The organism is Streptomyces sp. NPDC050485 (genome assembly GCF_044458185.1).
Taxonomy (GTDB): Bacteria; Actinomycetota; Actinomycetes; order Streptomycetales; family Streptomycetaceae; genus Streptomyces.
Map to the genome: position 1 here is coordinate 18,911 of NZ_JBITHR010000038.1, position 25,752 is coordinate 44,662.

Below are 25,752 nucleotides of genomic sequence, written 5' to 3' on the forward strand. Positions count from 1 at the left end.
CCCCGGACGGGCGGCGCCGGGCCAGGGGCAAGGGGAGGGATCAGGGGGAGGGATCAGGGGAGGAGGACGGCGGGCAGCGTGTCGAAGGCCCGCATGGTCGCCGTGCGCCGCCGTACGCCCTCGCCGGCAGCGGCCAGCCGGGCCGGGTGGTCGTTCAGGGCCGTGACCAGGGCGCGCAGGCCCGCCTGGGCGACGGTCGTTCCGATGCAGGAGTGCGGCCCCCAGCCGTAGCCGAGGTGCCGGTTCGGGGTACGGTCCAGCACCAGTTCGTCCGCGCGCGTGAAGGCGGCCGGGTCGCGGTTGGCCGCCGCGAACAGGGGGACGACCTTCTGCCTCGGGGTGATGTCGACGCCGCCGAGCCGGCACGAGCGCACCGCCGTGCGCGTGGTGCCCTGTACCGGCCCGTCGAAGCGCACCAGCTCATCCACCCCCGTGGCCAGCAGCGCCCGGTCCTTCATCCGGTCCAGGGTTCCGGGGTGGGCGAGGAGGGTGTGGACGGCGTTGCCGACGGCGGCCGCCAGCGTGCTGTAGCCGCCCTGGAACATCACCCGCGCCGTGTTCTTCACGTACAGCCGGGTGAGCGCGTCGGCGTCGGCGGCCGTGGCCTGCCGCACCCGGGCCAGCAGGCCGGGCCGAGCCGAGGCCGCGAACCAGGAGTCGACCAGGTCGCTCAGATGCTGGCGGGCGATCCGGCCGGGCTCCATGAGCGCCGGGTTGAGGCCGCCGTCCATGCTCCGCATGATCGCGTCCGACACCGCCGCGAACTCTCCATACGGCGGGGGCTCGACACCCAGCAGATCGGCCACGACCGCCACGGACAGCGGCACCGCGATCTCGGCCATCACGTCGAACGGGCCAGCCCCGGCCAGCTGGTCGAGCCGCTCCCGCACCAGGATGCGGGCACGGTCCTCGACCCCGATCAGGTCCTGGGCGCGCAGCGCGCTCATGAACAGGGAGCGGACGCGGCTCTGCTGCGGCGGATCGAGCGTCTGCACGCTCAAGGACGGCTCGGGCACCATGCCCCCGGCGCGCCGCGGGTCGCGGGCAAAGCTCTCGTGATCGCGCAGCACCCTCACGCTGTCCGCGTACCGGGTCAGTGCCCACGAGTCCATGCCAGCGTGCCAGAACACCGGCGCAACGATCCGCAGTTCGGCCAGCACCGGGTACGGGTCGCGCAGGATCTCTGTGTCCAAGGGGTCGTACCGGTCAGTCGCAGACGGCATCGCGGGTCCTTCCGGAGCGGGAAGGGCGGGCCCACCGCAGCGGGCCCGCCCCGGATTCCTCGTGCTCAGTGGTCGTACGACATGGCAGCCCCTCCTTGTGCGTTGGCGACGGTGGGCGTGCTGCGGATGGCGAAGGCTCCGGCCGGCTCTCGCCCGACGGACGGGGAGGTGCAGCCCGGCAGGCGGTAAAAGGCCGCAGGGAACGGATTCGCCACCGCGCTCCGCCCAGTCACACGGGTGCCGGGCGGAACACGACGAGTACAGCGGCCGCCGGTCGAGGTGCCCAGAGGAAATGCCTATCCCCGCCCTGTCCCCGGTCTGCCGGAACGGCTCTCCAGGGCACGCAGGGGATGGTGCAATGGGCGGGTGGACGACGAAATCCGCCACCCCCTCGCGCACGCCAGGAACGAGCGCGGATGGTCGCAGGAGGAGCTGGCCCGTCGTATCCGGCAGGCCGCCAAGCGCCGTGGCCTGCGCTCGGGCACCAGGGGGTCACGGGTCTCCAAGTGGGAGACCGGCCGCGCCGCCCCGGACGAAGACGAATCCCAGCCGCTCATCGCCGAGGTCTTCGGCATCGACTACGCGGCCGTCGCCCATCTCGGCTGGCCCTACTGGCTCCCGGGCCAGGACAAGCCGCTGCCACTCGGCCCGCACAATGCCGTTCCCTCACTCCGAGAGGCCCTGATGACCTCCCTGGACCGCCGGTCGTTCATCGCCTACACCAGCGGCTCGCTGGCCGTGCTGGCCCACCAGTGGGCCGTCACCACGCCCGGCCGGTTCCCGCGCTTCGCCGCGCCAGGTGAAGTCGACGCCGAGATGCTCCACTGGCTGGAGGAGAGCGGGGCGGAGCTGATCCGTCTCGCCACCGAACGCAGGCGCCGCACCCGCCATCTGCTCGACGCGCACCTGAGCACCGTCACCGAGTTCATCAGCGAGTCCCGCTACACCTCAGCCGCCGGGCAGAGGCTGCACACCCTGGCCGCTTCCCTCTCCCAGGCCATCGCCTGGCAGCACTTCGACGAACGCCGCCACGCCTCCGCCGGCCGCTTCTGGCACGCCGCCCTCCACAACGCCCACGCCGCCCACCAGCGCGACCTCGGCGCGGGCATCCTGTCCGACCTGGCATACCAACTGCTGTGGCTCAAGGACGCCCGCACCGCCGCCGACATCCTCGAACACGCCCTCCCCCGCACCCAGCACCCCGCCGCGCGGTCCCTCCTCCACCTGCGACAGGCCCGCGCCCTCGCCGTCCTCAACGAGGACGGCCGGTGCCGCCGGGCGCTCACCGCCGCGGAGAAGGCGCTGGACACCGTGTCGTGCGATCCCGCCCCCGCCTGGTGCTCGTGGATGTCACACGCCGACCTGGCTTCGGACGGCGGCCGTTGCCTCGCCGATCTCGGTCAGCGCCGCCAGGCCCACCGGCTCATGGACGAGGGCATTGCCCTGCTGCCCGCCACCCGCGCCAAGACCAAATCCGTGTTCCTGACCTACCAGGCCGAGACCTACCTCCGCGACGGCGAACCCGACATCGCGGCGGAGACCGCCACACGCTCCCTCGACCTGGCCGGCCGGATCGACGCCCCCCGGTGCGTGACGATGGTGCGCGACCTCGAACCGGCCTTCGCGCCGTACGCGCACACGGCGGGCGTTGACGAACTCCTCGAACGGCTCCGAGCCGTCGGCTGAGGCTCCGTCACCGGCTTCCGACTCTGCTTGCGAAGGTCGATCGGCGACCAGATCCTTCGCATGACTCTCGCCCTCTTCGTGGAGGATCTGGGCCTTGGCGATGAGGTCGGCGCAAACAACTTTCCACGTCAGGACGATCGCGCCGCGGGCCGAGCCGGAGACGCAGCAGCGATACGCCTCGCTGACGAAGGGACGCAGGTCCGGATTGGACACGCGGTTCACGCGCTCTTCAAGGTCGATCTGCCCCTCCCGGCCTGCCCGTCCCACCTGCCGCAATGATCCCACTTGGCCCCTCCGGGTCCGGCAGCCGACCCTCCGCATTCGCTATGTGCTGGTACCGGCACATAGCTACAGTGCTGGTATGGGAAAGCAGACGAACATCCGCCTGGACGAAGCCGTCAAAGCAGCCGCCGAAGACAGGGCCAAGCGCCGGGGCCTGAGCTTGCAGGGGTACGTGGCCGACCTGATCGAGGCCGACGTGAACCAGTCCCGCGCGGCCTTCATGGCCGGCGCCGCATCATTCCTGGCCGCGTACACGGAAGAGTTCGAGGCGGAGGTAGGTGAGGACCGGTATCCCGGCCTCCCGGACAAGCTGGCGGAGACCGCACCGAGGGACGCCGCGTGAATCTCCGCATCGACCTCGCCTGGATCCTGGCAGTGGCACAGCAGATTCCGGGAGATCCTCAGGTCGTCGATTACGGCGTCCCGATCGCGGCGGAAGCACGTCACCGGGCGGAGATCCTTGACGAGGAGATCTACCGCGAGCCCCATCACAAGGCTGCGGCGCTGCTGTGCGAGCTGGCGAGAAACCCGAGCCTGGAGGTAAGGAACCTTCTGTTCGCGGCCACAGTGACCGCGGCTTACCTGTCGGCGTGCGGCCTGCCGGTGAGCCCTGGCCTGGACACCGTTCTCCCGCTGGCCCGCGCCGCCCGGGACGGGCTCCCCGTACGGGAGGTCGCCGCTCAGATCAAGACCTGGACAAGCTGATCTCTCGTCGAGTGAGACCCCTCCGTGGCCCTAGGCCGAGCTGGAGGAGGCGTTGGAGCGCCACGGACCGCCGCGGATCCGGGTCCGGAGCGGAATGAGACCGTAGCGGCTGCACTGGCGGGCGGGCCCGGGGGCGGGGGGCTTGGGTGGCGGTTCAGGCTTCCGGGGCGTCGTGGGGCCCGGGCCCGTCAGTCGCTCTGGTACTCGTCGTGCGTGTGGTTGGCCGGTGGTGCGGATGTTCCTGCCACGGGGCGGCCATGTCCGTCAGCTCCTGGAGAAGCCATTCGGCTGTACCCGGGTCATCAGCATGTACGGCTTCGGCGAAGTCCTTCTCCAGATCGTGGGCCGCGGTCCAATCGTCCTCGTACACCTCGCGGCCGTCGGTCGGGGTATTGCTCGCGGCGCCGATCCTCGGGCCGGTCCACGATGAACTGGTAGACGCGTACGCCGGTCTGCGGGTCCAAGACCATGCGGTGCATCTGTCGGAGTCGGTGACCTGGTCGGCTGTGGGGTCGGTCTATCGCCTCAGCGGTCGTGCGGCACGGGCGCGCCGCGCGGCGCGGAAGGCCTCGGCGGGATCGTCGCAGGCACCGGGGGCGGGGCGCCACTCATCGGCTCGCCAGAGCGTGAAGGGGTGCCACCGGCCGTCGAGACCGGGCCGGATCTGGACGCCGCCGGTCGAGTCGGTGATCGCTCCGTCGGCGATGTCGATGACGCCGAGGGCGACGGCGCGGGAGGCTCGGATGGCGTTCCGGGCCTGTTCCAGCGTGCTCGGCAGGACCGTGGCTGCGGCGAGGGTGGCGTGGGCGCCGGCCGGGCCGCCGTGACGGTAGCCGATCATCATGGCGCGCAGGGTGGCTTCGTTGAGGCCGGTGGTGTCGGCGGCGGCCGGGAGCCGGTCGACGCCGTGGGGGGTGGCGAGGATCCGTACGGTGTCGGCGAGGTTGTCGTGGGGTTGGTCCGGGGCTGCGGACAGGAGGGCGCGGGCGCGGTCGGCTGCGTCCTGGGCCATCCAGGCAAGGTCCTGGGCGCGGAGCCCGGGGGCGGGCGGGTCGTCGAGGGTGGTGGTGACCGGGACGACGGGGTCGAGATCGAGGTCGGGCGGGGAGTGCGGGGGCCGGTGGGCCGACAGGGAGTAGAGCTGGTCGGCGCGGACGGTTCCGTCGGCGTCCGCCGGGAGGGTGTCGAGGTCGGTGTCGGACACGAGGTCGCGGACACGGACGGCGAGGGTGCGGGCGGACATGCCGCGGGCGCCGAGCAGGATGGAGGCCGTGACGGCGAGACGGTCGGTGACGGCGTGGCCGAGGGCGGCGCTGTGGTCGCACACACGGCCGGTGGTTCCGGTGGGGCAGGAGCAGGAGAAGGTGATCTCTTCGGCTCCGGGGACGATGGCGATACCGCAGGCGTGGCCGGGGTCGGCGATGACCGCGGGGACCCGGTTGGCCAGCAGGTCGGCGACGGCTTGGGGGTTGCCGGCGAGGCGGCCGGCGAGGGTGTCCCACTGAGTGCCGGTCAGTTCGGGAAGAAGCAGGACGGCTTGGTGGGTGGCCTTCTTCACGGTGACGGCGGCGGCCAGGCGGCCGGGTTTCGCGTGGATCTGGGCGACGGCGCCGTTGCGGTGGGCGTTGAGGCCCTTGCCGTAGGAGCCGGAGCCGTTGGTCGCCAGGTGGAAGGCCTGCTTCCAGGCGGCGACGAGGGGGGCCATGTTGCGGGTGTTGCCGGGGCCGGTCATCGGGTCCCCAGGGCGACGAGGGCGGCGAGTTCGGTGTCGTCGAGGTCGGCGAGAGCGCTCTCGCCGGAGGTGAGGACCGCCTCGGTCAGGGCGCGTTTGCGGGCGAGGAGTTCGTTGATGTGGTCTTCCACGGTGCCCTCGGTGATCAGGTGGTGGACCTGGACGGTGCGGTGCTGGCCGATGCGGTGGGCGCGGTCGGTCGCCTGGTCCTCGACGGCGGGATTCCAGGGGCGGTCGTAGTGGACGACGTGCTCGGCCCGGGTGAGGGTGAGTCCGGTGCCGGCCGCCTTGACGGACAGGACGAGCACTGGGGCGGGGTCGGGGTCGTTCTGGAAGGCGTCGACGACGTCCTGGCGCCGGGCCGGGGGTGTTCCGCCGTGGAGGAAGCGGACGGAGCAGCCGCGGGCACGCAGGTGGTGCTCAAGGACGCGGCCCATCTGTACGTATCCCGTGAAGATCAGGGAGGCTTCGCCGCGCTCGGCCAGGGCGGGCATGAGGTCGTCCAGGGCCGCCAGCTTGCCCGAGCGGCGAGCCAGGCCCGCCGGGTCGACGTCCTCCAGCGGCTCCTTGAGGTAGAGGCTGGGGGTGTTGCAGATCTGGCGCAGGGCCTGGAGCAGCCCCAGGACCAGACCGCGGCGCTCGATTCCGGTGCTGGTGGCGATCTTGTCCATGGTGTCGCGGACGGATGCCTCGTACAGGCCGGTCTGCTCGTCGGTGAGGGCGACGATGCGGTGGTGGTGCACCTTGCCCGGCAGCTCGGGCGCGATGCCGGGATCCGACTTGCGCCGTCGCAGCATGAACGGGCCGACGAGCCGGGCGAGCTGGGCTGCGGCGGGTGCGGCGGAGTCCTTCTCGACGGCGCCGTAGCGGGTGCGGAATGCCTTGCGGGTGCCGAACAGTCCGGGGTTGGTCCAGTCGAGGATGGCCCACAGCTCGGTGATGTTGTTCTCCACCGGGGTGCCGGTGACCGCGATCCGGCTGCGGGCCGGTACGGCGCGCAGCGCTTTGGCCGTGGCGGAGTCGGGGTTCTTGATGTGCTGGGCCTCGTCCGCGACGGCCAGGCCCCATTCGGCGGTGGCGAGTGCGGCGCTGTCACGGCGCACGGTGGCGTAGGTGGTGATGACGACCGTGTTGGGTTCGAGGGCGCCGCGGTCGAGGGTCCGGCCGGTGCCGTGGTAGCGCACGACGGTGGTGGAGGGCGCGAAGCGGGTGATCTCGCGTTCCCAGTTCGCGAGGAGGGAGGCCGGGCAGACCACCAGTGTCGGGTTGGCGGTGCCGCCGGTGGTCTCGGCGCGGTTCAAGTGCAGGGCGATGGTCGTGAGGGTCTTGCCGAGCCCCATGTCGTCGGCGAGCAGCGTGCCGAAGCCCAGGTCGGCCATGTTCGCGAGCCAGCTCAGGGCGCGTTGCTGGTAGTGGCGCAGCGTCGCCTTCAGGGCGGCCGGTGGCGGGGTGGGCCGGGGATCGTCGGGGGCCTGGCGCAGCGTGCCGACGAGGGTGGCCAGTGCGCCGGCGGGCCGGGCTTGGAGAGTTTCGCCGTTGAGGGTGAGGGTGCCGGACAGGGCGGCGGTCAGTGCGTCGAGGGACGGCAGGGGCGCGAGGTCGCGGGCTCGGGCGCGGCGGGCGGTGACGGCGTCGACGAGGAGCCAGCGTCCGCGCAGCCGGATCAGCGGCCAGGCGGCGTCGGCGAGCGCGGTCATCTCCTGTTCGGTCAGCGGTTCGCCGTCGAGGTTGATGTGCCAGCGGCAGTCCACCAGCCGGTTCAGGGCGAGGTAGCCGCTGCCCGCCGGGGCCCCGTCCTCGTCGTCGGGGGCGTGGGTGCCGATGACGGCGGTGGCGGTGAGGGCCCCGAGGAGGGCGGGGGGCCACTGCACGGTGATGCCCGCCTCGGCGAGCGGGGCGGCGGCGTGGTCGTGGAGGTGGGCCAGATCCTCGGCGCTCAGGGAGAGGCGGTGGGGGCGTTCCTGGGCGGCGAGGTGGGCCAGGGGCGGAAAGTGGCGGGCGGCGCGGCGCAGCACGCGCCGCACGCCGGGCAGTACTGCGGGGGTGAGGCCGGCGTCGGTGCGCTGTCCGTCCCAGACGGTGATCGCCGCGACGGTCTCGTCCTGGCCACCGGCGACCAGGTGGAGAACGGCCGGAGCGGCCGGGACCGGACCGCCGGCGTCGGGGTCCTTGATACGCAGCACCAGGCGCGGACAGGGGTGGGGGTCGACGCCGTCCTCGATCGCGTCCGCCCACCGCCACAGTTCCGGCGTCGGATCAGCGTCTTGTCCGGCGGGCCCGGTGTGGGGGCCGGAGCCCAGGAGCGTGGCGGCGGCGGGGGTGCGGAGCAAGGTGTCGGCGACGGCATCGAGCAGGGGCCACGCCGCGTGCTCGGGGGACGGGACGCGGATGGGGTTGGTGCCGGCGAGGAGGCAGTGCCCTTCGGGGGCCATCAGGGCGGTGGCCGCGGTGACGGCGGTGCGCAGCGGCTCGGTGATCGGGCCGATGCGCCAGCAGCCCTGGCCGTCGGCGGTCAGGGCGGGGTGGACACGTTGCTGGGCCACGCACGCCACGGCCAGGCGGAGGCAGGGGCGCCAGCCGGTGACGGAGGCGTGTTCACCTTCCCGGGGAGTGAGCAGAGCCGGCAGGGCGAGACCGACGGGGACAGCGACGCCGGTCACGGTGGCGCGGCGCGGCATGATGCCGCCGGCTCCGGCGAGGACGAGGTCGCGGGTGACCGGCTGGAGCGGCGCCGGCAGGCTGTCGAGCAGTTGCAGGTGGGTGCCGTCGGGCTGGAACAGCATCCATGTGGCCCGGGCAGGGTGGCGGGAGGGCAGCAGGGTCAGGGCGGCGCCGCCGGCGAGGGCCTGCGCGATCGCGCGGTGTGCGGCGAACAGGCCGGCTGGACCCGCGGACAGGGCGGGCGGTGGCTCCTGGCTGAGGGTGGACGCGGGCGGTGCGGGTACTGCGGGCGGGAGGCGTGTGGTGGCCGGCTCGGATGCCGGCTGCGGATGTGGTTCGTCGGCGGCGCCGAGGGCCTTCTCCAGGGCTTTGAGGAGACGGTCGGCAGCTTCGGCGCGGGCCTGCCGCTTGCTGGCTCCGGCGCCTTCGCCGATGAGCTGCCGGCCGCGGTGGAAGGCGGTGACCGTGGCCGTGAAGCCGGTGGTCGTCGGTGTCGGGGGCCGGTAGTCGGGCTGGGTGATGTGGCCGGCCTGGTGGAACTCGTTCAGGGTCGAGGCGGGGTTGGCTTGCCCGGCCGGGGCGGGGTCCTGGAGTGATCTGGCAGATGCGTCCCAGTTCCAGTCCGGCACCCTGCGGTCGGCGAGCGGGTCGGGCAGCCCGGTCAGTGCGGCGATGAGGGTGGTCATGGCCTGTTGCCGGGATCCCTTGCGCGTGCGGGCCTGCTGAACGCTCCCGGTGATCTGTTGACCGGCGGGGGCGAAGGCGGCCTGGGCGACGAAGAACGGCTGGCCGTCATCGCCCTGCCCCTCCTGCACGGTCGCGGCGGGCGCCCGCAGCAGCTGGGCGTGCATGGAGATGATGCTCGGCGCCAGGGCCGGGCTGGCGGCGACGGCGGTGACAGCGGCTTGTCGTACGGGCGCCCAGACCTCTTGTCCGGCCGTCTCGAACAGCGCCGTCCGCAGGGCGGCGACGTCCAGGTGGCCCCGGGCGATCCGGCGGACGGCTTCGGCCGCGACCGCGTCGGCGGAAGTGCCCTGGGCGACGGCGCGTTGAAGGGCGCTGCGGAACGCGTCCGCGTCCATCAGGACCAGGGGCGCGCCCTCGGCCGAGCTGTCGGTACGGGAAGGCGGGATCCGGACTCGGGGCGTACGGGCGGCCAGCGCTGCGGGATTGATGGGCTGCAGGCGGTCGATGGACAAAGACACTCCCCCAGTTACCAGACGCCGTCGAGACCACTCCCATTGTGGCCTGCGTAGGCGTCAGGTCAGGGGCGTACACACGATGACCCCACCCCAAGAGCGTTGCTTATTCTGATTTCATTATGTAGTTTGGTCATGACGCCGGGTTCCGGCACCACCCCCTCGCTTCGCCCGCCTCATGCCGGGCTCCCCACCTGTGCGCCGAAGGCTCCACGGCGCCCGCCCTGTGAAGGATCGTCATGCACCCGATCCCCATGGTCTTCCGCTTCACCGCCAGCGGCTCCAGCGCCGCGAGCGCCTTCGCCAGCCACGCCGCCGAGGACCGGAACCTTCCGGCCGACCCGTTCCGGCGCCGCGCGGACCTGACGAAGGTCGGCCGCGTCACCGTCGTATGCGACCGCTCCGCCCTGGACGCCGTCACGACGGGCTACTTCAACGCCTCCAACGTTCCGTCGCCTCCTTCCGACGGCGCCCCCCTCGACGAGGACGACGCCGACTGGCTGGCCGACCGCCTGATCGAGGACGACGCCCCGTGCGTCCGCTCCGGCGGCGCCGGAGCGCTGCTGCTCGAAACCGCCGGGCCCGAGCTGACCTGGCTCTTCTTCGGCTGGAGCACCCCGATCGATTGACCCGGACTCCCACACCGGACTCCCCACCCCTCCAGCCCCGTCCACGACGGTCCGGCTGCCACGCCCAAGGACTCGACCATGCACGCACCGACTGCCCTCTCCGACCCCGACATCCGCGTCCGTACCGCGACCCACGCGGACGGCGACACCCTCGTCGAGCTGATCTCGCTCGTCGACCTCCAGTTGCGGGCCGAGGAGCTGCCCGGCGCTCTCGACCCCATGCGGCACGCCCTCACCGACAGCGACGAAGGACCGCTCTCGCACCGCAGGAACCACTTCCTGATCGCCGAGAACAGCGACGGCGTCCCCGTCGGAGCCATCACGTGCGGCCCTGCCAAGTGGATGTCCAACCCGAGCCGCTCACCCACGATCATGCGGCGCAGGATCGCCGAGCGCGTCTCCACCGTCCACGGCCTCGCTGTGGTCCCCGCGTACCGGAACCGGGGAATCGCCCGCGCCCTCCTCCACCACGCCGAAGAGACGTTCCGCGACGCCGGATACACAGCCCTGACGCTGCGCCACGACCGCAGCCTCACGAAGTTCTACGGGCGGCTCGGCTACACCAGCCACAACCGCCTTTCGCTGACCCTGCCCACAGGCGAACTCCTCAGCCTCGTGGACCGAGGGTGGAAGCACGCCTTCAAGATCCTCTCCCCCACGGCCTCCATCACCACCGTCCAGGGGATGCCCACCATCACCGGCGCACTGTCCGACTGACATCCCCGCCCGCCGCTCTGGCGAGAGTGCGCACCCTCATCGCGGGTGGTGCTGATGCCGTGTTGCCACGGCATCAGCACCACCCGCGCGTTCCCCGCCCGGCGCCCGCTTCGTCCTCAACCAACAGGCAGAAGCGACGCCGCTCCCACCCGTTCGGTCATCGCGGCTCGTCGTCGCCGTCCGCCAGGGTGGGGGGCTCCTGCCAGGTCAGCGTTTCCAGAGGCGACTGCAGGCGCCGGGCCGGACCGGGCAGGGGCGTCATCACGGCGGATGCCTCGTCGCTGAAGTAGACGACAGGCTTGTCCGCGGTGCCGACAGCCGCGGGTGCTGCCGTGCGTGAAGTCTTCGTGGTGGTCATCCGGTCCCCCTGGTTCGTCACGGGCCATGCCCGGTTGAAGGCCGGCACACAAGCCGGCTGCGAAAGCGTATCTAGTTTCCGAACTGCGGCCCGAAAAGATTCCTTTGGGCCGCTTCCGCATGTCAGGCCTCTCCCACTCCGGCTCGGCGACTCGCCGCTCCTGGGAGAGTTCCGTGTGCTCACGTTTCCGCTGCGCCCTCTCGCGGAGCTGCCGCATCCGGGCCGGGATGTCATCGCTCGTCCGCCGCCGTGTGCGCATCGCTCGCGTACCAGCCGACCGGTCGCAGCGGCCGTCGCAGCTCGTACAGCCAGCCTGGCGCACCGGGGGCCGACCCGGCGCTTTCGCCGACGACGTGGGGCACCTCGTCCACGAGCAGCATGGGCGGCGTGGGCGACACCAAGACGACGTCCACAGCCGGTCCTCGCTCACGAACCGCGCGCGCCAGTTGCTGAAGCTCTTCGTGGCCGGGCCGGTGGGTTCCGAGCTGGTCCTCGTCCATGAACACGGTCATCCGGCCTTCCGTGGTGTCCGCGAACGGTCCGAACTTCTGCTGGGCTGCTGCTGGCCCGAGCTCGCGGCATTCGACGGTGCGCAGGGCGCGCCTCAACACGGCCGCCAGCTGGTCGACGCCGGCGTCGGCCGGCAGCAACGCCTTCCCGACTCCGATGCGGCCTATGAACACCGGCTCTGACAGTTGATCACTCATCGTGCGGTTCTCCTTCTTCCACGAGTCGGCGGGTGTCAGGCCCGGTCGAGGTGCATCTCGTACCAGGCGGTCAGTTGGCCGGGATCCTGCGGGATGGACCGGACAAGGCGGAGAACGGGGTCGCGGACGGGTCGCACATCGTGGCAGGCCAGAGCGGGCAGGTCGGTGGTGCGCAGGGCGGCGAAGCCGGCGGTGTGGCGCTCTTCGAAGGTGCGCGGCCCGGTGAGGCTGTCAGCGGCGGCGAGGTAGCGGGTGACGAACGGGTCGAGGGCTGTTCGGTGCCGGGCCAGGTGACGGAGGTAGGCCGTGCTGTCGACGGGCGCGGTGTTGGCTTCTTCTCCCCGGTGGGGCGAGGGCAGTTCGAACCAGTCGCTGACGTAAGCGGTCAGGGTGGCGGCACGGCCGTGCGGCTCGGCGGAGCCTAGCGGAGCGGACTGCCAGTGTCCGTCGGCGGCCCCGAAGGTGAGGTCTGCCCGGTCCTGGAGTCGGCCCAGCACGCTGGCAAGGGTGCTGAAGCCCAGGACGTAGTCGGCAGCCGCGATGACGGACCGGAGGGTGGGAGCGTCCGGGGCCGGGACGGGGAGCAGGAGGCGCTGCTTGCGGTGCTCGCGCTGGAAGGGAAGGCAGACGGCGGCCTCGATCGCGGCGTGTTCGGCCAGGAGGACGGCGGCGCTCTGGGAGGGCGCGGCCTCGCGTTCCCATTCCACGGTGTCGTCCTCGTCGGCGAGGTCGCCCAGGCCGAGTGCGTCCAGGCTGACGCGGTAGACGCCGGTGGTACTGGCGGTCAGGGTCAGGGTGCCGTCGCGGTCGGGCAGCGGCTGGGTGTGCTGCAGCGTGTCGTCGGGGCTGTTGCGGCTCCAGTTCCGGCGGTGGGCGGGGCGGGTCGCGGCGGCGAGCGCCCAGTCGAGCAGGTGGACGAGTTCTTCCCGGCCGGCGTTGGTCAGGTCGGCGAGCGGGACGTCCGAGGAGCTGGGGGAAAAGTGCCGGCCGAGGCGCTGAAGGGCGTCCTCGGGGAGATCGGTGGCCGTCTCGGCGCCGGGCGGAAGGCAGGGGTCGGCTCCGTGGACGGTGCCTTCGGGGTAGGTGCGGCAGCTGCCTGCCCAGCCACCGGCGGCGTACAGGCTGGCGTGGGCGGGGTCGGCGAGGACGCGGGTGGCGACGTCGAGCACATGCTCGGCAGCCTGGACCAGGACGGGGGCCGTGCTCAGGCCTGCGAGGTGGCACAGGGCGCGTGCGGCGCGGTGGCCGGCGGGACGGGGCGGGGCGCTGGCGGGTTCGGCCTCGGCGAGGAGGTCGAGTACGGCGGTGCGCGGGTCGGCCGGGCCCGTAGCGGGGATCGGTCCGGCGGGCCACAGGGCCAGGGGCAGGGAGCGGGAGGTCCACAGCGGCAGAACGGTGGGGGTGGCCTCGCACGCCTCGATCAGGTGGAGGTCGCCGTGGTGGCGGGTGGTGAACAGGTGGATGTGACCGCTGCCGCGGGTGAGCGGGTCGACGAGCCGGATCCGGCGCAGGGTGGCGCAGAGGTGGTCGGCGACGCCCGCGAGATCAGCGTTCCGGACGGCGGTGTGCTCGACCTCGCCGGGGAGCTGGGGGATCCAGTGCGGCATCAGGCCGCTCTGGTCGGCGGACCGGCGTCCGAGCGCAGCACGCCAGCTGGTCTCGTCAATGTCGGCGAGGAGCAGCGTCATCCCGGGCAGGGTCAGGGCGATCCCGTCGCGGCGGCCGGTCCAGCGCAGGCCCGCGATGCCGGTGCCGCCCTGCCGGAAGGCGAGGGCGTCGATCCACTGGTCGAGCTGGGAGGGCGCGATCCGCACCACCAGTTCCTCGGTGCGCGGGGTGAGGCTGAGGATGCCGAACGGACCGCCGGTGAGGGTGGGGCGATGGCGGCCGTAGGCCGTGATGAGCGCCTGGAAGACCCGGGCCTCGCCTCGGGCCTGCCCCGGCACGGGCACCGGGATGAGGCGCTCGAAGTCCGTGAGCTCGGCTCGGGCGGTCTCCTCGGATTCGCCGGTGGCCATCCGGCGCAGGGCGACCGGGTCAAGATCCGCATCGGCTGCGCGAAGGCCCCACTGCTGCCGGGGCGTGTACGGGCTGAGGGTGTGTATCACGTGCAACTCCCGCTTCGAGGTCCGCTGTCACCTGCTACAGGTGACAGGACGGCCCACGGTGTGACAGCGGGAGGCTGCGAACTTGAATAAGAGTGGGCGCGGTGGCCACCACTTGTCCCGTCTTGCTGAAGGTTGAGCAGTTCTCGGCGAAGATTGAGCGCACTACATCCGTCTCAATCAAGGCTGGCTGCTTCCGATCAGGCGGCTCACCGCACTCAGCGTGTGCGCTGGCCACGTCGGACCGCTCGCAGACGCTGATGTCGACGTCGATCCCGCCACCACTCCAATCGGTCGCGTGAGGCTTGCGGGAAGACCGAATTGAGCGCGGCACACGCGGCGGCCATCGCGGTGAGCAGCACGATCACCCACCAGGGAGCGCCGCTGCTCCACAACAAGACCGGTGAGGTGACGGCGGCGGCCCCAACCAGGGATGGGGCGCGATTGCGATTGTCCACTTGGAGCTGCCTCCCAGCTGCCTCCCTCAACGTGGGCCGACGCCGACCCTCCCGCACGCAAACGAGCGCTTCTTTACCCCTAGGTCTAGAGCGATGCCTCGAAGGCCGGAGGGGTTGTTGTAGAAGACGAAGCACTCGTCGCCCACATAGAACATGCGGACGTTCGCGCAGATCAGAGTGCTGGGGTTCAGGCCGAAGTCGGCGCTGACGGTAGAGCGGGACTCTCAACCCAGACCGATCCCGCACAGCGTCTTCGGAGCGGTATTCCTGCTGATGATCTTCCTCGAATCTCACCCACGTTGCAGTTCGACGAGAAGCTCGACCGGCAAGGCCAAACTCCGTTGAGACGTAGGCAGTGCGCTCAACGTCCACTGAGAACCGCTCACCCTTCGGCGAGACGGGGCACCCCTGTCCTTAACACGGAAGCTGGACCGTTTGCCGCCCGAGTTGGACCAGCGTCCCGAAGTCGTTTGTCGAGGGCGGACGCACAGTTGGCAGCTGCTAGTTTCGGTGGATGGCGCCGCAGATTCTCGGGCACACGGCGCCAGGCCATCTGCCTCAGCAGGGAAGCCGAACCAGCACCTCCGGCTACCGGGGGCAAAGCGCCGTCGGGCGCCCCGATGCAACGGCGTCGCCGCATCAGCGGTGACGCCGTTCGCAGATCACCGCCAGACGCGGAGCCCTCCCCTACCGAACGGCACCCCGTCGTACGCCGACTGATCAGCCCCGGTCCACATTCGCCGAGAATCGCTCAACCTCCACTGCGAGAGGTCAGCTGTCCTCTGAATCCGGCGGGGGACACAACGCGTGTCACCCCACAGACTTCATCGGCGACTCCTCGGACAAGAGCGAGGTAATCGGGTCCGCCTCGATCACTCTCTAGCACGTCCCCGTCGAACCAGCGCTCGCCGACGCAGCTCGCGCGCGAAGTCGCCACGCGGATGGAGCACGAAGGGTGGCAAGGGCCACGCCGGATGCCCAGGTCGACCGGCTCAAGCAGCGCTGTTCGGCTACGGGAGGGCGCCGGCGCGGGCTGCGAGGGCGCGGAGTTCGGGTGTGGTGCGGCCGGACAGCAGGAGTGCGGAGATGAGGGATCTCACCGCGGGTCGGGAGTGCATTTCCTGCGGTGCTTGGTGCTCGGCCGCCAGAAGCGAGCGCACGCATTCGTCCCGACGTCCGCGTTGCGCCAGGGCGGCCGCCACGTCGGTGTAGTAGCGCGCCCGGCGTTCCACGCTGGGCAGGCTCTGCGGCGGCAGTGCACGGGCTGCGGCCAGGGCCGCGGAGGGGTCTCCGGTGGAGAACTCGGCGGAGATACGGTGCAGTTGGACGGTGGCCGGGCTGAATCCGCCGCCGTGATCACGCAGCGCGGTGGTGCCGCCGAGGCCGGCGGCAATGGCGGCGGCCTCGTCCGTCAGCTCCCGCATCCCTTCTCGGTCGCCGCCCCTTGCGGCACTGTACGCAGCTGACTGGATCAACAGGCCGCGTTCGGCGGCGCCGCTGCGGGACGCGCGAAGGGCTGGATCGTCGGCGGCGTTGAGCGCGATCGACAGCGTCTGGTCCTCCCAGCCGGCGCGGCGGGCGAGGACGGCCAGGTTCCGGGCGGCCTCTGCCACCGCGAGGGGGTGCCCGGCGGCTTCGGCCACTTGGCGTGCGCGGTCGGCTGCCATCCAGCCGAGCTGCTGTTCGTCGAGCTTGACGAGCATGCGGGTCGCGAGGAGGTAGCTCTGCCCGAGCAGGTCGAGGTGATCTCCCTCGTCGGCGGGTCCGAGTGCGTGTCCGGCACGGATCAGGCGGGGCAGACGGACGGCGAGGTCGGCGTAGTGGCAGGTGTGGAAGTCGGTGTGCACGCGGGCGAGTTCGACAGGCAACTGCTCAGGGGCCAGCAGTTCGTGGTCCTGCCCGATGCCGAGCATCGCGTCCCGCAGACGGCCGACGAGGAGCTGTCCCACCGGTACGTCCTGAGCCGCTGCTGCCCCCGATGCCGGGAACGAGACGCCGGCGGTGGCCGCGGCCGAAAGAGCAAGGAACGTCCGTCGCCGCACTGGGCCGTCGCCCTCCTCCCGCCGAGTTCGTCCCACCCTAGGCCCAGGAAGGCGCGGGTACGCGAGACCAGGGGCGACAGGGTATCCGTGTCGGGTCTGCGCAGGGGGCGAAGTCGCGGTGAGGGCGAGGGCGACGACGAGGTCATCAAGGTGAACCTGGCCGGGGTCCCGGCCGACGTCAACAAGATCGTCTTCCCGGTCTCGATCTACGAGGCCGAGAGCCGCCAGCAGTCCTTCGGCCAGGTGCGCAACGCCTACATCCGCGTCGTGAACCAGGCCGACAACAGCGAGCTCGCCCGGTACGACCTGAGCGAGGACGCCTCGACGGAGACCGCGATGGTCTTCGGCGAGCTGTACCGCAACGGCGCGGAGTGGAAGTTCCGCGCCATCGGCCAGGACTACGCCGGTGCGCGAGCGGCGGGTGCTCGGCGACGAGTACTTCGTCTTCTACAACAACCGCAAGAGCCCGACGGCTCAGTTGGCCAACACCAGTGACGAGCTGGTCTTCCGCGCCACGGCCAGGGGTACGCCTCCGGTCTTCCAGGCATCGCTCTAGACATAGGGGTAAAGAAGCGTTCGTTTCTGTGCGGGAGGGTCGGCGTCGGCCCACGCCGAGGGAGGCAGCTCCAAGTGGACAATCGCAATCGCGCCCTGCCCCTGGCCGGGGCCGCAGCCGTCACCTCACCGATCTTGCTGTGGAACAGCGGCGCTCCCTGGTGGGTAATCGCGCTGCTCACCGCGCTGGCCGCCGCGTGTGCCGCGCTCAATTCTGTCTTCCCACAAGCTTCGCGCGACCGATTGGAGTGGTGGCAGGATCGACGTCGACACCAGCGTCTGCGAGCGGTCCGACATGACCAGCGCGCACGTTGAGCGCCGTGAGCAGCATGACCGCAGCGGTCAATCAGCGAGACGGGACCGCCGCCGCTGTCCCGTGTCACGCAACGTTGAGCGCGTCTCGCCGAAGTTTGATCACGCGGATGCTGTCTCACACTGAACCACCCCTGTACCCCTTTGGATCATGTTGTGTGGACCTGCGTGGACCACATCAGCGCCGTATAGCTGCTGCCCAGCTGGCCTCTGGCAGAGGACGATTCCCGAGCGCATGGCACCGGTGGGCGGCCCCTATTGGATGCTCCCAGCCTCCATGGCCACCTGAAGTCTGCTGCCCACACCATCGATGAACTGAGGCAAGCCGCGAAGGCTTGGGGAGTCAAGGGCGTCGCCGCACATCCACGTCGTGCCAGCGACGACGGCGAGGGCACCGGCCATCAGACAGATGTGAGCGCCCGAAGGTACGAAAGTGAGCTTCGACGCCACAGCAATAGCTGTGCCGATGTATCCAATAAACTTCAGGCGCCTACCCTGCCGATGGACTAGTTCTTCCAGGCTCTCCTCCGCTTTTGACGTCTGCTCTCCATTCGCATTGGCGAGCCGAGCGATTCCATCATCGGCCACCTTCTGGGCTTTCAGAATTTTCCGAAGCAGCACCGCAGCAATGCCGCCGTCCAGAAGTTTATCCAATTGCCCCCCTACCCAGGCGCGCCCTCTATTTATGATTTCAGCCCCCTTAGGGCCGAGCCAGGCGGACAACTTGTCCAGTCCTGCTTTCACGAGAGCGAAGATGTTTTCTTTGATGCGGCCGAGCTCGCCGACGGAGCTAACAAGCTTTTGCCCCCACCCTTGGGGTATGGCGGCCACGAGGAGGTCGAAGACCTCCGCAGGCGCATGCGGGACTCCTACCTTCATAATGACGCTCGATATCGCCTTCCCTGCCCCCTCGACTAGCTCAGACACAGTCGCATTGACGAAACCGTCCCCATCCGGCGGTGGGGCGCTCGCCCCTATGGGCGTTTGCCCCCTCACGGCCTCATCTGCTTCAAATATCCAAACCTCCAGAGGTGTTACTTCTCCTACAGCCTCAGAGCGACTGGCCTGTGTGCCAGTCCAAGCGGAATCAAGGCCGCTTTCCTGCACAGCACTAAAAGCCTCAGGGGCAATAGACTCAGCGAGTGCCTGAGCCAACGCCAAGTCGGTTGCGGAAACGCCAAGCAGAGCTTCAGCTGGATCGTAGGGGTCGCTACTTTCAGGCACGCTGGCGAGAGTGTCACCCTCGGGATCTACGCGGACAGCGTCGGCATCGCCTGCGAGCACGCCTCCCAACTCCTCAGACCTGAGGAGATAGTCATCAATAGCGCTGTCAAGATTCTCCAAGAACGTGGAATCAATACCGTGTTCCCCATTCTTCTCGAAGTCCTGGGGGAATACTTGGCCTCTCAATTCGTGAAGCCTTGCCACCACAACATCGGCACTTGATTTCCAGTCACCGCGAGCTTGTTCCCGCTGCGCTGCTGTTGCAACCATGGTGACTCCTCAAGCCCGTTTCCGCGGCGCCTGACTCGCGTGCCCAACTCAAACTGGGAGGTTCACTGCAAGAGGGCGAGCGCTATTACAATGGCTCACCTTTCAGGTTAACCAGAATTCTCCGCGAGCGCGCGTTGAAGCGGGCCCAGTGCCGCCACCACTACTCGGGCAAGCCCGGACCGCGCATACCTGTCCCCGGCTGGGCGGCGCCACCTGAGGCTTCAGATCCTCCGTCGGGGTGGCACAGACGCGCGCTTGCGACGGCGGTCAAATTTTCGGCGAGACGCGCTCAAGGTGGAGTGAGGCGGGCCAGCCGCCGCGCTGGTGTTTCCAGACATGACCGGCTTGCTTCTTTCGCACAAATGTTCGAGACTCGGGGTGTGCGTGCAGTACCGGTAGCGAGCGAGCGAGCGGATGGCGATGCCGGTAGACCGGCCGCCACACCGCTGAGCTCGCTGTTCCCCGGCGGCCGCATCCGGCCCGGCACCGCTGTCAGCGCCGGCGGGGACATGCCGCTGCTCCTCGCGCTGGCCGCCGAGGCGAGTGCGGGGTCGGCTGGGTGGGCGGCGGTCGGGCTGCCGCAGCTGGGTGCGCTGGCCGCCGCGGACGCGGGCCTGGATCTCGGCGCGGGCATGTGGGTCGACGAGCCGGGCCCCCACTGGCCCCAGGTCCTGGCCACTGTGGTGGAGGCCGTGCCGGTGGTCATGGTCGGTGCGTTGGGACCGGTGCCGGACCGCATAGGGCGCCGACTGTCCGCGCTGCTGAGGCGCAGCGGATCGATCCTGCTGGCCGCTAACGCCTGGGCGGGCGCCGAGCTGCGCCTGGCGGTCACCACCGCGACTTGGGAAGGCGTCGGGAGCGGGTACGGACTGCTGCGCGGGCGCCGGGCACGGGTGATCTCGAACGGCCGCGGCGCGGCCGCCGAGCCGCGCCAGGCCGACCTGTGGCTGCCCGGCCCGAACGGCGCCGCCGAGCCCTTCGAGGCTCCGGCCGGGCCCGGACAGCAGGCGGAAGCGGTGGCTGCGCTGACGGTCGCGGAACGGCGCGCCGCTCTGCGCGTCGTGGGGTGACACCCGTGGGCAGAGTGCTCGCCGTGTGGGTGCCGGACTGGCCCGTCCTGACCACCGGCACAGATATGTCAGTGCCCCTGGCTGTGGTGGCGGGCGGCAGTGTCGTCGCGTGCTCGGCGGCCGCCCGCGCGACCGGGGTCCGGCGGCGGATGCGGCTGCGTGCCGCGCAGGCCCGGTGCGCCGACCTGCACGTCGTGGACCGCGACCTGGCCGAGGAGGTGCGTCGCTTCGAGCCGGTCGTACGTCATCTTGAGCAGAGTGTGATGCCGCGCCTGGAGGTGATCCGTCCCGGGCTGATCGCCGCGCCGACGCGCGGACCCTCCCGGTATTGGGGCGGCGAGCCGCAGCTGGTCGAGCGCACCGTGCAGGCGATCACCGAGCTCGGGCACCCGGCGCGGGCTGGGATAGCGGACACGGTGTTCGCGGCCGCGCTCGCCGCCCGCACCGGGCACCTTGTGCCGGCGGGCGGCAGCGCCGACTTCCTGGCGCCGTACCCGGTGGCTGTCCTGGGCCGGCCACGGCTGGCCGAACTGCTCGGGCGGCTCGGCATCACCACCGTCGGCCAGTTCGCCGCCCTGCCCGCCGCACGGGTGCTGGCCCGGTTCGGCACCGAGGGCGCTGCCGCGCACCGGATCGCCTCCGGCATCGAGCAACACCCGGTCACCTCCCGCCCATCCGGCCCGGAGCAGCACGGCGAGCAGGTCTTCGAGCCGCCCACGGTGCTCCTGGAGCCGGTGGTTTTCGCCGCGAAGGCCGCGGCCGACCAGTTGCACGAGCGCCTGACGGCGGCGGCCCTGGTCTGTGCCCGGCTCGAGGTACGCCTGGAACTCGCCGACGGGCGCCACCTGGCCCGGGCCTTCCGTCACGAGGGGCGGCTGTCCGCGCTCGCGGTGGCCGAGCGGGTGCGCGGCCTGCTGCAGGCCTGGGCGGATGCCGGGGCAATCGACCGAGGCGGCGAGCCGGGCGGCATCGTGCGGCTCGTGCTCACTCCCGAGCAGCTATCCGCGGCCACCGGCCGCCAGGCCGCGCTCTTCGGTGAGACGCTCACTCCCGAGGAAGTGGAGCGGGCCGCCGCCCGGGTCCAGGCCCTGCTCGGCCACCGTGCCGTCATCCGGATCGACGTCGGCGGCGGCCGCGGCCCCGTCGACCGGCTGCGCCGGGTCCCGTACGGGGACCTCGATACCCGCCGGCTCACTGACACCGGGCCGTGGCCCGGACAGCTGCCCGCCCCGCACCCGGCCACCACCTTCACCCCGTGGCTGCCCGCGTCCCTGACAGCCAGCAGCGGCGCCCAGGTCGGCGTCAGCGCCCGCACCGAACTATCGGACCAACCGGCCCGGTTGGCGGTGCAGGGCTACCCGGAGGCCGCCATCGAAGGGTGGGCAGGGCCGTGGCCGGTACTGGAGGCCTGGTGGAACCCGGAGCGCGCACAGCGGATGGCCCGCATGCAGATCGTCACCGCGGACGGGCACGCCTGGCTGCTCGTGATCGAGCACAGCCGCTGGTGGGCGGAGGCCTCCTATGGCTGACGGCACCCTCGTCCCCTTCCCGGCCCGCCCCGCCACCGGACCAACAGCGGCCCCCGGGCCGGGAGTGGAGAGCGGGTGGGCGGAACTGCACACCCACTCCACCTTCAGCTTCCTGCAAGGCGCGTCCGATCCGGCCGCGCTCGTCGCGGAGGCGGCCCGCCTGGGGATCACGGCGCTCGCGCTGACCGACCGCGACGGCCTGTACGGGGCCCGGCGGCTGATGGACGCCGCCCGTACTCACGGTCTCGCGACCGTGTACGGCGCGGAACTCACCCTCAGTGAGCACGAGTTGGGCACGCCGGTGATCATCGCGCGTGACCTGGAGGGATTTCGCCGCCTTTCCTCGGTGATCAGCGCCGGACAGCTCGCCGGCACCAAGCGGGCCCCCGTCTACGACCTCTCCCAGCTCGCCCGGGCGGCGAGCGGCGGGCACTGGGCGGTCCTGCCCGGCTGCCCGCCGCCCACGGCTGATCGCCGTGACGTGGCTGCCGTCGCGCACTGCCTGCACCGCCTCGTCGACGTCTTCGGTGCGCACAGCGTGCACGCCGAGCTCGTCGACCACCACCGGCCGGAGGACTCGCTCGCCAGCGACGTGATGTTCGTGGCCGCCCGCCGCACCGGCCTGCCGACCGTCGCCACCGGCGCGGTGCACTACGCCGCCCCCGCCCAGGCCCGCCTGGCCCACGCGCTGACCGCGCTGCGCCGCCGCGAGGACCTCGAATGCGCCGCTAGCCATCTGCAGGCCGCCCCCACCGCCCATCTGCGCGCGCCGCACGAGATGGAACAGGCCCTGGCCCGCTACCCGGGCGTGTACGCGACCACCGTCGACCTCGGCCACGCCTGCGCGATCGACCTCGCCGAGCTCCGGCCGCAACTTCCCGGGTTCCCCACTCCCGCTGGGCACGACGAGGATTCCTGGCTGCGGCACCTGGCCACCGAGGCCTGCGCCCGCCGCTACGGACCGCGCACCGACCTGACCGTGCGCGCCGCCTGGCGGCAGATCGATCACGAGCTGGGCGTGATCAAGGAGCTGGGCATGGCCGGCTACTTCCTGATCGTGTGGGACATCGTGGCGCACGCGCGCCGCATCGGCGTGTGGTGCCAGGGCCGCGGCTCGGCGGCCAGCAGCGTGGTGTGCTTCGTCCTCGACATCACCGGCGTCGACCCGATCCGCCACGGCCTGCTCTTCGAGCGCTTCCTGTCCGCGGAGAAGGCCGGGCCCCCAGACATCGACATCGACTTCGAAGCCGGGCGGCGCGAAGAGGTCATTCAGTACGTGTACGAGCGCTACGGCCGCGACCACGCAGCCCAGGTCGCCAACGTCATCACGTATCAGCCCCGGCTCGCCGTACGCGACGCCGGACGGGCGCTGGGCTACCCGGCCGCGCGGATCGACGAGATGACCCGCTACATCCACTGGCACGAACCGCCCGCCCCGGACGCCGATATCCCGCGCGACGTACGCGAACTCGCCTCCCAGCTGCACACGCTGCCCCGGCACTTGGGCGTGCACTCCGGCGGGATGGTGCTCACCCGCCAGCCGATCGGCGAGGTCATGCCGACCGAGTGGGCCACCGCCCCGGGCCGCTCGGTGCTCCAGGGCGACAAGGACGACGCGGAGGCCGCCGGCCTCATCAAGATCGACATTTTGGGGCTGGGCATGTTGTCCGCCCTGCACACCGCCTGTGATCTGATCGCCGAACACCACGGCAGGCAGCTCGACTTGTCCAGCATCCCGCCGGACGATCCCGACGTGTACGCGATGATCGCCCGCGCCGAGACGATCGGCACGTTTCAGACCGAGTCGAGGGCGATGATGTCCATGCTGCCGCGGCTCAAGCCGAGGACGTTCAACGACCTGGTCGTCGCCGTCTCGCTGATCCGTCCCGGGCCCATCCAGGGCGGCTCCGTCCACCCCTATCTGCGGCGCCGTGCGGGCCGCGAGGCTGTCACCTACCCGCACCCGCTCGCCGAGCCCGCCCTCAAACGGTCTTTGGGTGTGGCGTTGTGGCAGGAGCAGGCGATGAGGCTCGCGATCGACTGCGCGGGCTTCAGCCCGGGGGACGCCGACCGGCTGCGCAAGGCGATGGCCGCCAAGCACTCGGTGGACAAGGTCGCAGCCCTGCGCAGTCGGCTCCTGGCCGGGATGCGCGAGCGCGGCATCGACGAGGCGGCGACCGAGGCGATCTGCCACATGATCGAGGCGTTTTCCGACTACGGCTTTCCGGAATCCCACGCCCAGTCCATGGCTCACCTGGTGTACGCCTCGGCATGGATCCGCCGCCACTACCCGGCCGCGTTCACCGCCTCGTTGCTCGCGAACCAGCCCATGGGCTTCTACTCGCCGCTGACCCTGATCGGCGATGCGAAACGGCGCGGTGTCACGGTCCGCGGCGTCGACGTCCACGCCTCCGCCGAGCACGCCACCCTCGAAACCGACCCCCACGCACCCGACCGGCCGGCGATCCGGCTCGGCCTCGCATCGGTGCGCGGACTCAGCCCGGAGCTGGCCGAACAGATCGTCGCCGCCCGGCCCTTCACAGATCTCGACGACTTCGCCCGCCGCACCCGCCTGCCCGCCCGCGTCCTCGAAGCCCTCGCCACCGCCGGCGCCCTCACCGGCTTCGGACTCAGCCGACGCGACGCCCTGTGGGCGGCCGGAGCCCTCGCCCACCGCGGCGAAGACCTGCTGCCCGGCACAGCTACCCCGCCCGCCGCCCCCGACCTGCCCACCATGACGGTCATCGAGGAGACCTTCGCCGACCTGTGGGCCACCGGCGCCTCCGCCGACTCCCACCCCGTCCAGCACCTGCGCGCCCACCTGGAGCGCTGCGGCGCCGTGCCCGCGGCCGCCGTACGCCAACTCCCCGACCAGAGCCCGGTACTGCTCGGCGGACTGGTCACCCACCGCCAGCGCCCGCCCACCGCCAAGGGCACCTGCTTCCTGAACCTCGAAGACGAGACCGGCATGACCAACATCATCGTCCCGCCGCACATCTGGGACCGGCACCACAAGACCGCCATCGACCACGCCGGCCTACTGATCCACGGCCTTGTCGAGCGCAACGACGGCGCGCTCAACGTCGTCGCCCACCGCCTCGACCCACTACGGATCAGCACACCCCGAAGCGGCCGCCGCGCGTAGCAGTCCCCTGCGGTTGAGGACGCCTGGCAGCCTTGGAGAGGCGCCCGTGCGCGCGTGATACGGGTACGGAGTTGATGCGGTCCATCGCAGCGATCTACGTCGTACCCACCAAGCATCGGGAACCAGGTCGTGTTTGACGAACCGCCAGTGGGTCTTGGAACGGTGCCCGGACCTTGATCGTTTGGCTGGGCATGGGGCGTGGCGTCAAGAGGACCTACGCATTCTCGGGCACCCGTCACCGTCGCAGCCATCCGGCTCCGGCTCATAGGCTGACGTGAGCTGCTTGATCAGCCCTTTCGCCGCAGTCAGCCTTCCGTGGGTGACGAGGTGTTCTGTTGCTGGTGGTGTTGAACGGCCTTCGCGAGCATCTCCTGCGGCGATCGCGGTCCGTCGGGGCGAGGAGGGGGGATCCGCGCCGCCTTGGTGAGGAGGGCCAGCGCCTCGCCGACGTCGTCGAAGTGCCTGGTCGTCGACGGCCATGCCGGATAGACGGTCCACTCCAGGGGCATCGGGCGCAGCTGATCCTGGCCATTGCGCGTAGCGCCAAGCTGGAGTGTGCCGCCGTAGCCGAAGTCCAAACGCCAGCGCAGCGGGACGAGGGCGTTCCCCTCCTTCATCCGGTGGATCATGCCGGTTTCCCCCTCGATCTGGAGGGGTACGGGGTGCCGTCCCAGAGGCAGTCCCGCTGCTTTGGCCGTGTCCCGGGCCTGGCGCCAGCGGGCCGGGACCGCCCACGCCGGACAGCGATCCGGGGGGAACAGGCCCCAGACCTTCCACCGCGCGGAGTTGCGAGGATTCATGGCCCTGCGCATCATGCTCATCCGGCGAGGTTGTCAGTAGGCGCCGAAACCCGGCAAGTAGGGATTCCGCTGAGCGGTTTCCTTCACAGACCGCTTCTGACTATTCGTCGGACACGACCTGTCCGATCGGAACCGACGCTGACCAGCCACAGGCTTCCGAGGAGACCTTCATGAACGCGTGATGCCGGAGGCCGCCCCGGCGCCGGGGGGCCGGGGGGCCGGGGGGCCGGGGGGCCGGGGGGGCGGGGGGGCGGGGGGCCGGGGGGGCGGGGGGGCGGGGGGCGGGGGGGCGGGCGGGCGGGGGGGCGGGGGGCCGGGGGGCGGGGGCCGGGGGCCGGGGGCC

Annotated in this window: 17 protein-coding genes and 1 pseudogene; 9 read left to right on the plus strand and 9 right to left on the minus strand. The window is 71.1% G+C overall.

The features are described 5' to 3' along the window. Positions 1 to 53 precede the first annotated feature (53 nt). Positions 54 to 1,223 carry a cytochrome P450 gene (locus tag ACIBK6_RS38705; RefSeq protein WP_399057609.1) on the minus strand — a complete coding sequence of 390 codons (1,170 nt, stop codon included), beginning with the start codon at positions 1,221 to 1,223 and terminating at the stop codon, positions 54 to 56. Positions 1,224 to 1,589: 366 nt separating this feature from the next. Here ACIBK6_RS38705 and ACIBK6_RS38710 point away from each other — a divergent pair, with 366 nt between their 5' ends. The 3 genes from ACIBK6_RS38710 (at position 1,590) to ACIBK6_RS38720 (ending at position 3,896) form a co-directional block, all read left to right on the plus strand. Continuing rightward, a complete protein-coding gene (locus tag ACIBK6_RS38710; RefSeq protein WP_399057611.1) occupies positions 1,590 to 2,909 on the plus strand; it encodes a helix-turn-helix transcriptional regulator in 1,320 nt (439 codons plus the stop codon). A 361-nt stretch (positions 2,910 to 3,270) separates the two neighbouring features. Then, positions 3,271 to 3,534 carry a hypothetical protein gene (locus tag ACIBK6_RS38715; protein WP_399057616.1) on the plus strand — a complete coding sequence of 88 codons (264 nt, stop codon included), beginning with the start codon at positions 3,271 to 3,273 and terminating at the stop codon, positions 3,532 to 3,534. Next, positions 3,531 to 3,896 (plus strand): hypothetical protein, encoded by a 366-nt coding sequence (locus ACIBK6_RS38720; protein WP_399057618.1) that lies wholly within the window; start codon positions 3,531 to 3,533, stop codon positions 3,894 to 3,896. Before ACIBK6_RS38715 ends, ACIBK6_RS38720 begins: the two co-directional genes overlap by 4 nt. A 517-nt stretch (positions 3,897 to 4,413) precedes the next feature. Here the strand turns inward: ACIBK6_RS38720 and ACIBK6_RS38725 are convergent. Together ACIBK6_RS38725 and ACIBK6_RS38730 are read right to left on the minus strand one after the other, a co-directional pair. Then, on the minus strand, positions 4,414 to 5,628 hold the full coding sequence (locus ACIBK6_RS38725) for a hypothetical protein (RefSeq protein WP_399057620.1): 1,215 nt from the start codon (positions 5,626 to 5,628) through the stop codon (positions 4,414 to 4,416). Further along, entirely contained in the window at positions 5,625 to 9,488 is a 3,864-nt protein-coding gene (locus ACIBK6_RS38730; protein ID WP_399057622.1) for a DEAD/DEAH box helicase, read from the minus strand. The genes ACIBK6_RS38725 and ACIBK6_RS38730 overlap by 4 nt, the downstream gene beginning before the upstream one ends. A gap of 239 nt (positions 9,489 to 9,727) precedes the next feature. Here ACIBK6_RS38730 and ACIBK6_RS38735 point away from each other — a divergent pair, with 239 nt between their 5' ends. Both ACIBK6_RS38735 and ACIBK6_RS38740 read left to right on the plus strand, forming a co-directional pair. Beyond that, a complete protein-coding gene (locus ACIBK6_RS38735) occupies positions 9,728 to 10,117 on the plus strand; it encodes a hypothetical protein (RefSeq protein ID WP_399057624.1) in 390 nt (129 codons plus the stop codon). A 78-nt stretch (positions 10,118 to 10,195) separates the two neighbouring features. After that, entirely contained in the window at positions 10,196 to 10,834 is a 639-nt protein-coding gene (locus ACIBK6_RS38740; protein ID WP_399057626.1) for a GNAT family N-acetyltransferase, read from the plus strand. A 157-nt stretch (positions 10,835 to 10,991) separates the two neighbouring features. On the opposite strand, the gene ACIBK6_RS38745 is transcribed toward ACIBK6_RS38740, so the two are convergent. From ACIBK6_RS38745 to ACIBK6_RS38760, 4 genes are all read right to left on the minus strand, one after another. Then, positions 10,992 to 11,192: a hypothetical protein gene (locus ACIBK6_RS38745; RefSeq protein WP_399057628.1), complete on the minus strand. Its 201-nt coding sequence runs from the start codon at positions 11,190 to 11,192 to the stop codon at positions 10,992 to 10,994. Between the two features lie 230 nt (positions 11,193 to 11,422). Next, complete coding sequence (locus ACIBK6_RS38750; RefSeq protein ID WP_399057630.1) at positions 11,423 to 11,899, minus strand: hypothetical protein; 477 nt, start codon at positions 11,897 to 11,899, stop codon at positions 11,423 to 11,425. A gap of 35 nt (positions 11,900 to 11,934) precedes the next feature. Then, positions 11,935 to 14,007 carry a hypothetical protein gene (locus ACIBK6_RS38755; protein ID WP_399057632.1) on the minus strand — a complete coding sequence of 691 codons (2,073 nt, stop codon included), beginning with the start codon at positions 14,005 to 14,007 and terminating at the stop codon, positions 11,935 to 11,937. Between the two features lie 1,465 nt (positions 14,008 to 15,472). Beyond that, entirely contained in the window at positions 15,473 to 16,411 is a 939-nt protein-coding gene (locus ACIBK6_RS38760; protein WP_399057634.1) for an XRE family transcriptional regulator, read from the minus strand. Positions 16,412 to 16,621: 210 nt separating this feature from the next. Here ACIBK6_RS38760 and ACIBK6_RS38765 point away from each other — a divergent pair. Further along, positions 16,622 to 16,999 (plus strand): annotated as a pseudogene (locus tag ACIBK6_RS38765) (TerD family protein); the annotation flags it as partial. Between the two features lie 627 nt (positions 17,000 to 17,626). Here ACIBK6_RS38765 and ACIBK6_RS38770 read toward each other — a convergent pair. Beyond that, positions 17,627 to 18,865, minus strand: a complete 1,239-nt coding sequence (locus ACIBK6_RS38770) for a hypothetical protein (protein WP_399057636.1) — start codon at positions 18,863 to 18,865, stop codon at positions 17,627 to 17,629. Between the two features lie 380 nt (positions 18,866 to 19,245). On the opposite strand from ACIBK6_RS38770, the gene ACIBK6_RS38775 reads away from it, so the two are divergent. Genes ACIBK6_RS38775 through ACIBK6_RS38785 form a run of 3 tightly spaced genes read left to right on the plus strand, consistent with a single transcriptional unit; the run spans position 19,246 to position 24,609 of the window. Continuing rightward, a complete protein-coding gene (locus ACIBK6_RS38775) occupies positions 19,246 to 19,935 on the plus strand; it encodes a hypothetical protein (RefSeq protein WP_399057637.1) in 690 nt (229 codons plus the stop codon). Between the two features lie 5 nt (positions 19,936 to 19,940). Continuing rightward, positions 19,941 to 21,464 carry a DNA polymerase Y family protein gene (locus ACIBK6_RS38780; protein WP_399057639.1) on the plus strand — a complete coding sequence of 508 codons (1,524 nt, stop codon included), beginning with the start codon at positions 19,941 to 19,943 and terminating at the stop codon, positions 21,462 to 21,464. Then, positions 21,457 to 24,609 carry an error-prone DNA polymerase gene (locus ACIBK6_RS38785; RefSeq protein ID WP_399057641.1) on the plus strand — a complete coding sequence of 1,051 codons (3,153 nt, stop codon included), beginning with the start codon at positions 21,457 to 21,459 and terminating at the stop codon, positions 24,607 to 24,609. Before ACIBK6_RS38780 ends, ACIBK6_RS38785 begins: the two co-directional genes overlap by 8 nt. 305 nt (positions 24,610 to 24,914) lie before the next feature. On the opposite strand, the gene ACIBK6_RS38790 is transcribed toward ACIBK6_RS38785, so the two are convergent. After that, on the minus strand, positions 24,915 to 25,238 hold the full coding sequence (locus ACIBK6_RS38790) for a hypothetical protein (RefSeq protein WP_399057643.1): 324 nt from the start codon (positions 25,236 to 25,238) through the stop codon (positions 24,915 to 24,917). Positions 25,239 to 25,752: the final 514 nt, after the last annotated feature.

What these genes read in the sequence shown, in the direction of transcription:
- ACIBK6_RS38740 (WP_399057626.1), top strand. Translation starts at nt 10,196, where the DNA reads ATGCACGCACCGACTGCCCTCTCCGACCCCGACATCCGCGTCCGTACC.
- ACIBK6_RS38745 (WP_399057628.1), bottom strand. Translation starts at nt 11,192, where the DNA reads ATGACCACCACGAAGACTTCACGCACGGCAGCACCCGCGGCTGTCGGC.
- ACIBK6_RS38785 (WP_399057641.1), top strand. Translation starts at nt 21,457, where the DNA reads ATGGCTGACGGCACCCTCGTCCCCTTCCCGGCCCGCCCCGCCACCGGA.
- ACIBK6_RS38750 (WP_399057630.1), bottom strand. Translation starts at nt 11,899, where the DNA reads ATGAGTGATCAACTGTCAGAGCCGGTGTTCATAGGCCGCATCGGAGTC.
- ACIBK6_RS38725 (WP_399057620.1), bottom strand. Translation starts at nt 5,628, where the DNA reads ATGACCGGCCCCGGCAACACCCGCAACATGGCCCCCCTCGTCGCCGCC.
- ACIBK6_RS38770 (WP_399057636.1), bottom strand. Translation starts at nt 18,865, where the DNA reads ATGGTTGCAACAGCAGCGCAGCGGGAACAAGCTCGCGGTGACTGGAAA.
- ACIBK6_RS38735 (WP_399057624.1), top strand. Translation starts at nt 9,728, where the DNA reads ATGCACCCGATCCCCATGGTCTTCCGCTTCACCGCCAGCGGCTCCAGC.
- ACIBK6_RS38790 (WP_399057643.1), bottom strand. Translation starts at nt 25,238, where the DNA reads ATGATCCACCGGATGAAGGAGGGGAACGCCCTCGTCCCGCTGCGCTGG.
- ACIBK6_RS38715 (WP_399057616.1), top strand. Translation starts at nt 3,271, where the DNA reads ATGGGAAAGCAGACGAACATCCGCCTGGACGAAGCCGTCAAAGCAGCC.
- ACIBK6_RS38705 (WP_399057609.1), bottom strand. Translation starts at nt 1,223, where the DNA reads ATGCCGTCTGCGACTGACCGGTACGACCCCTTGGACACAGAGATCCTG.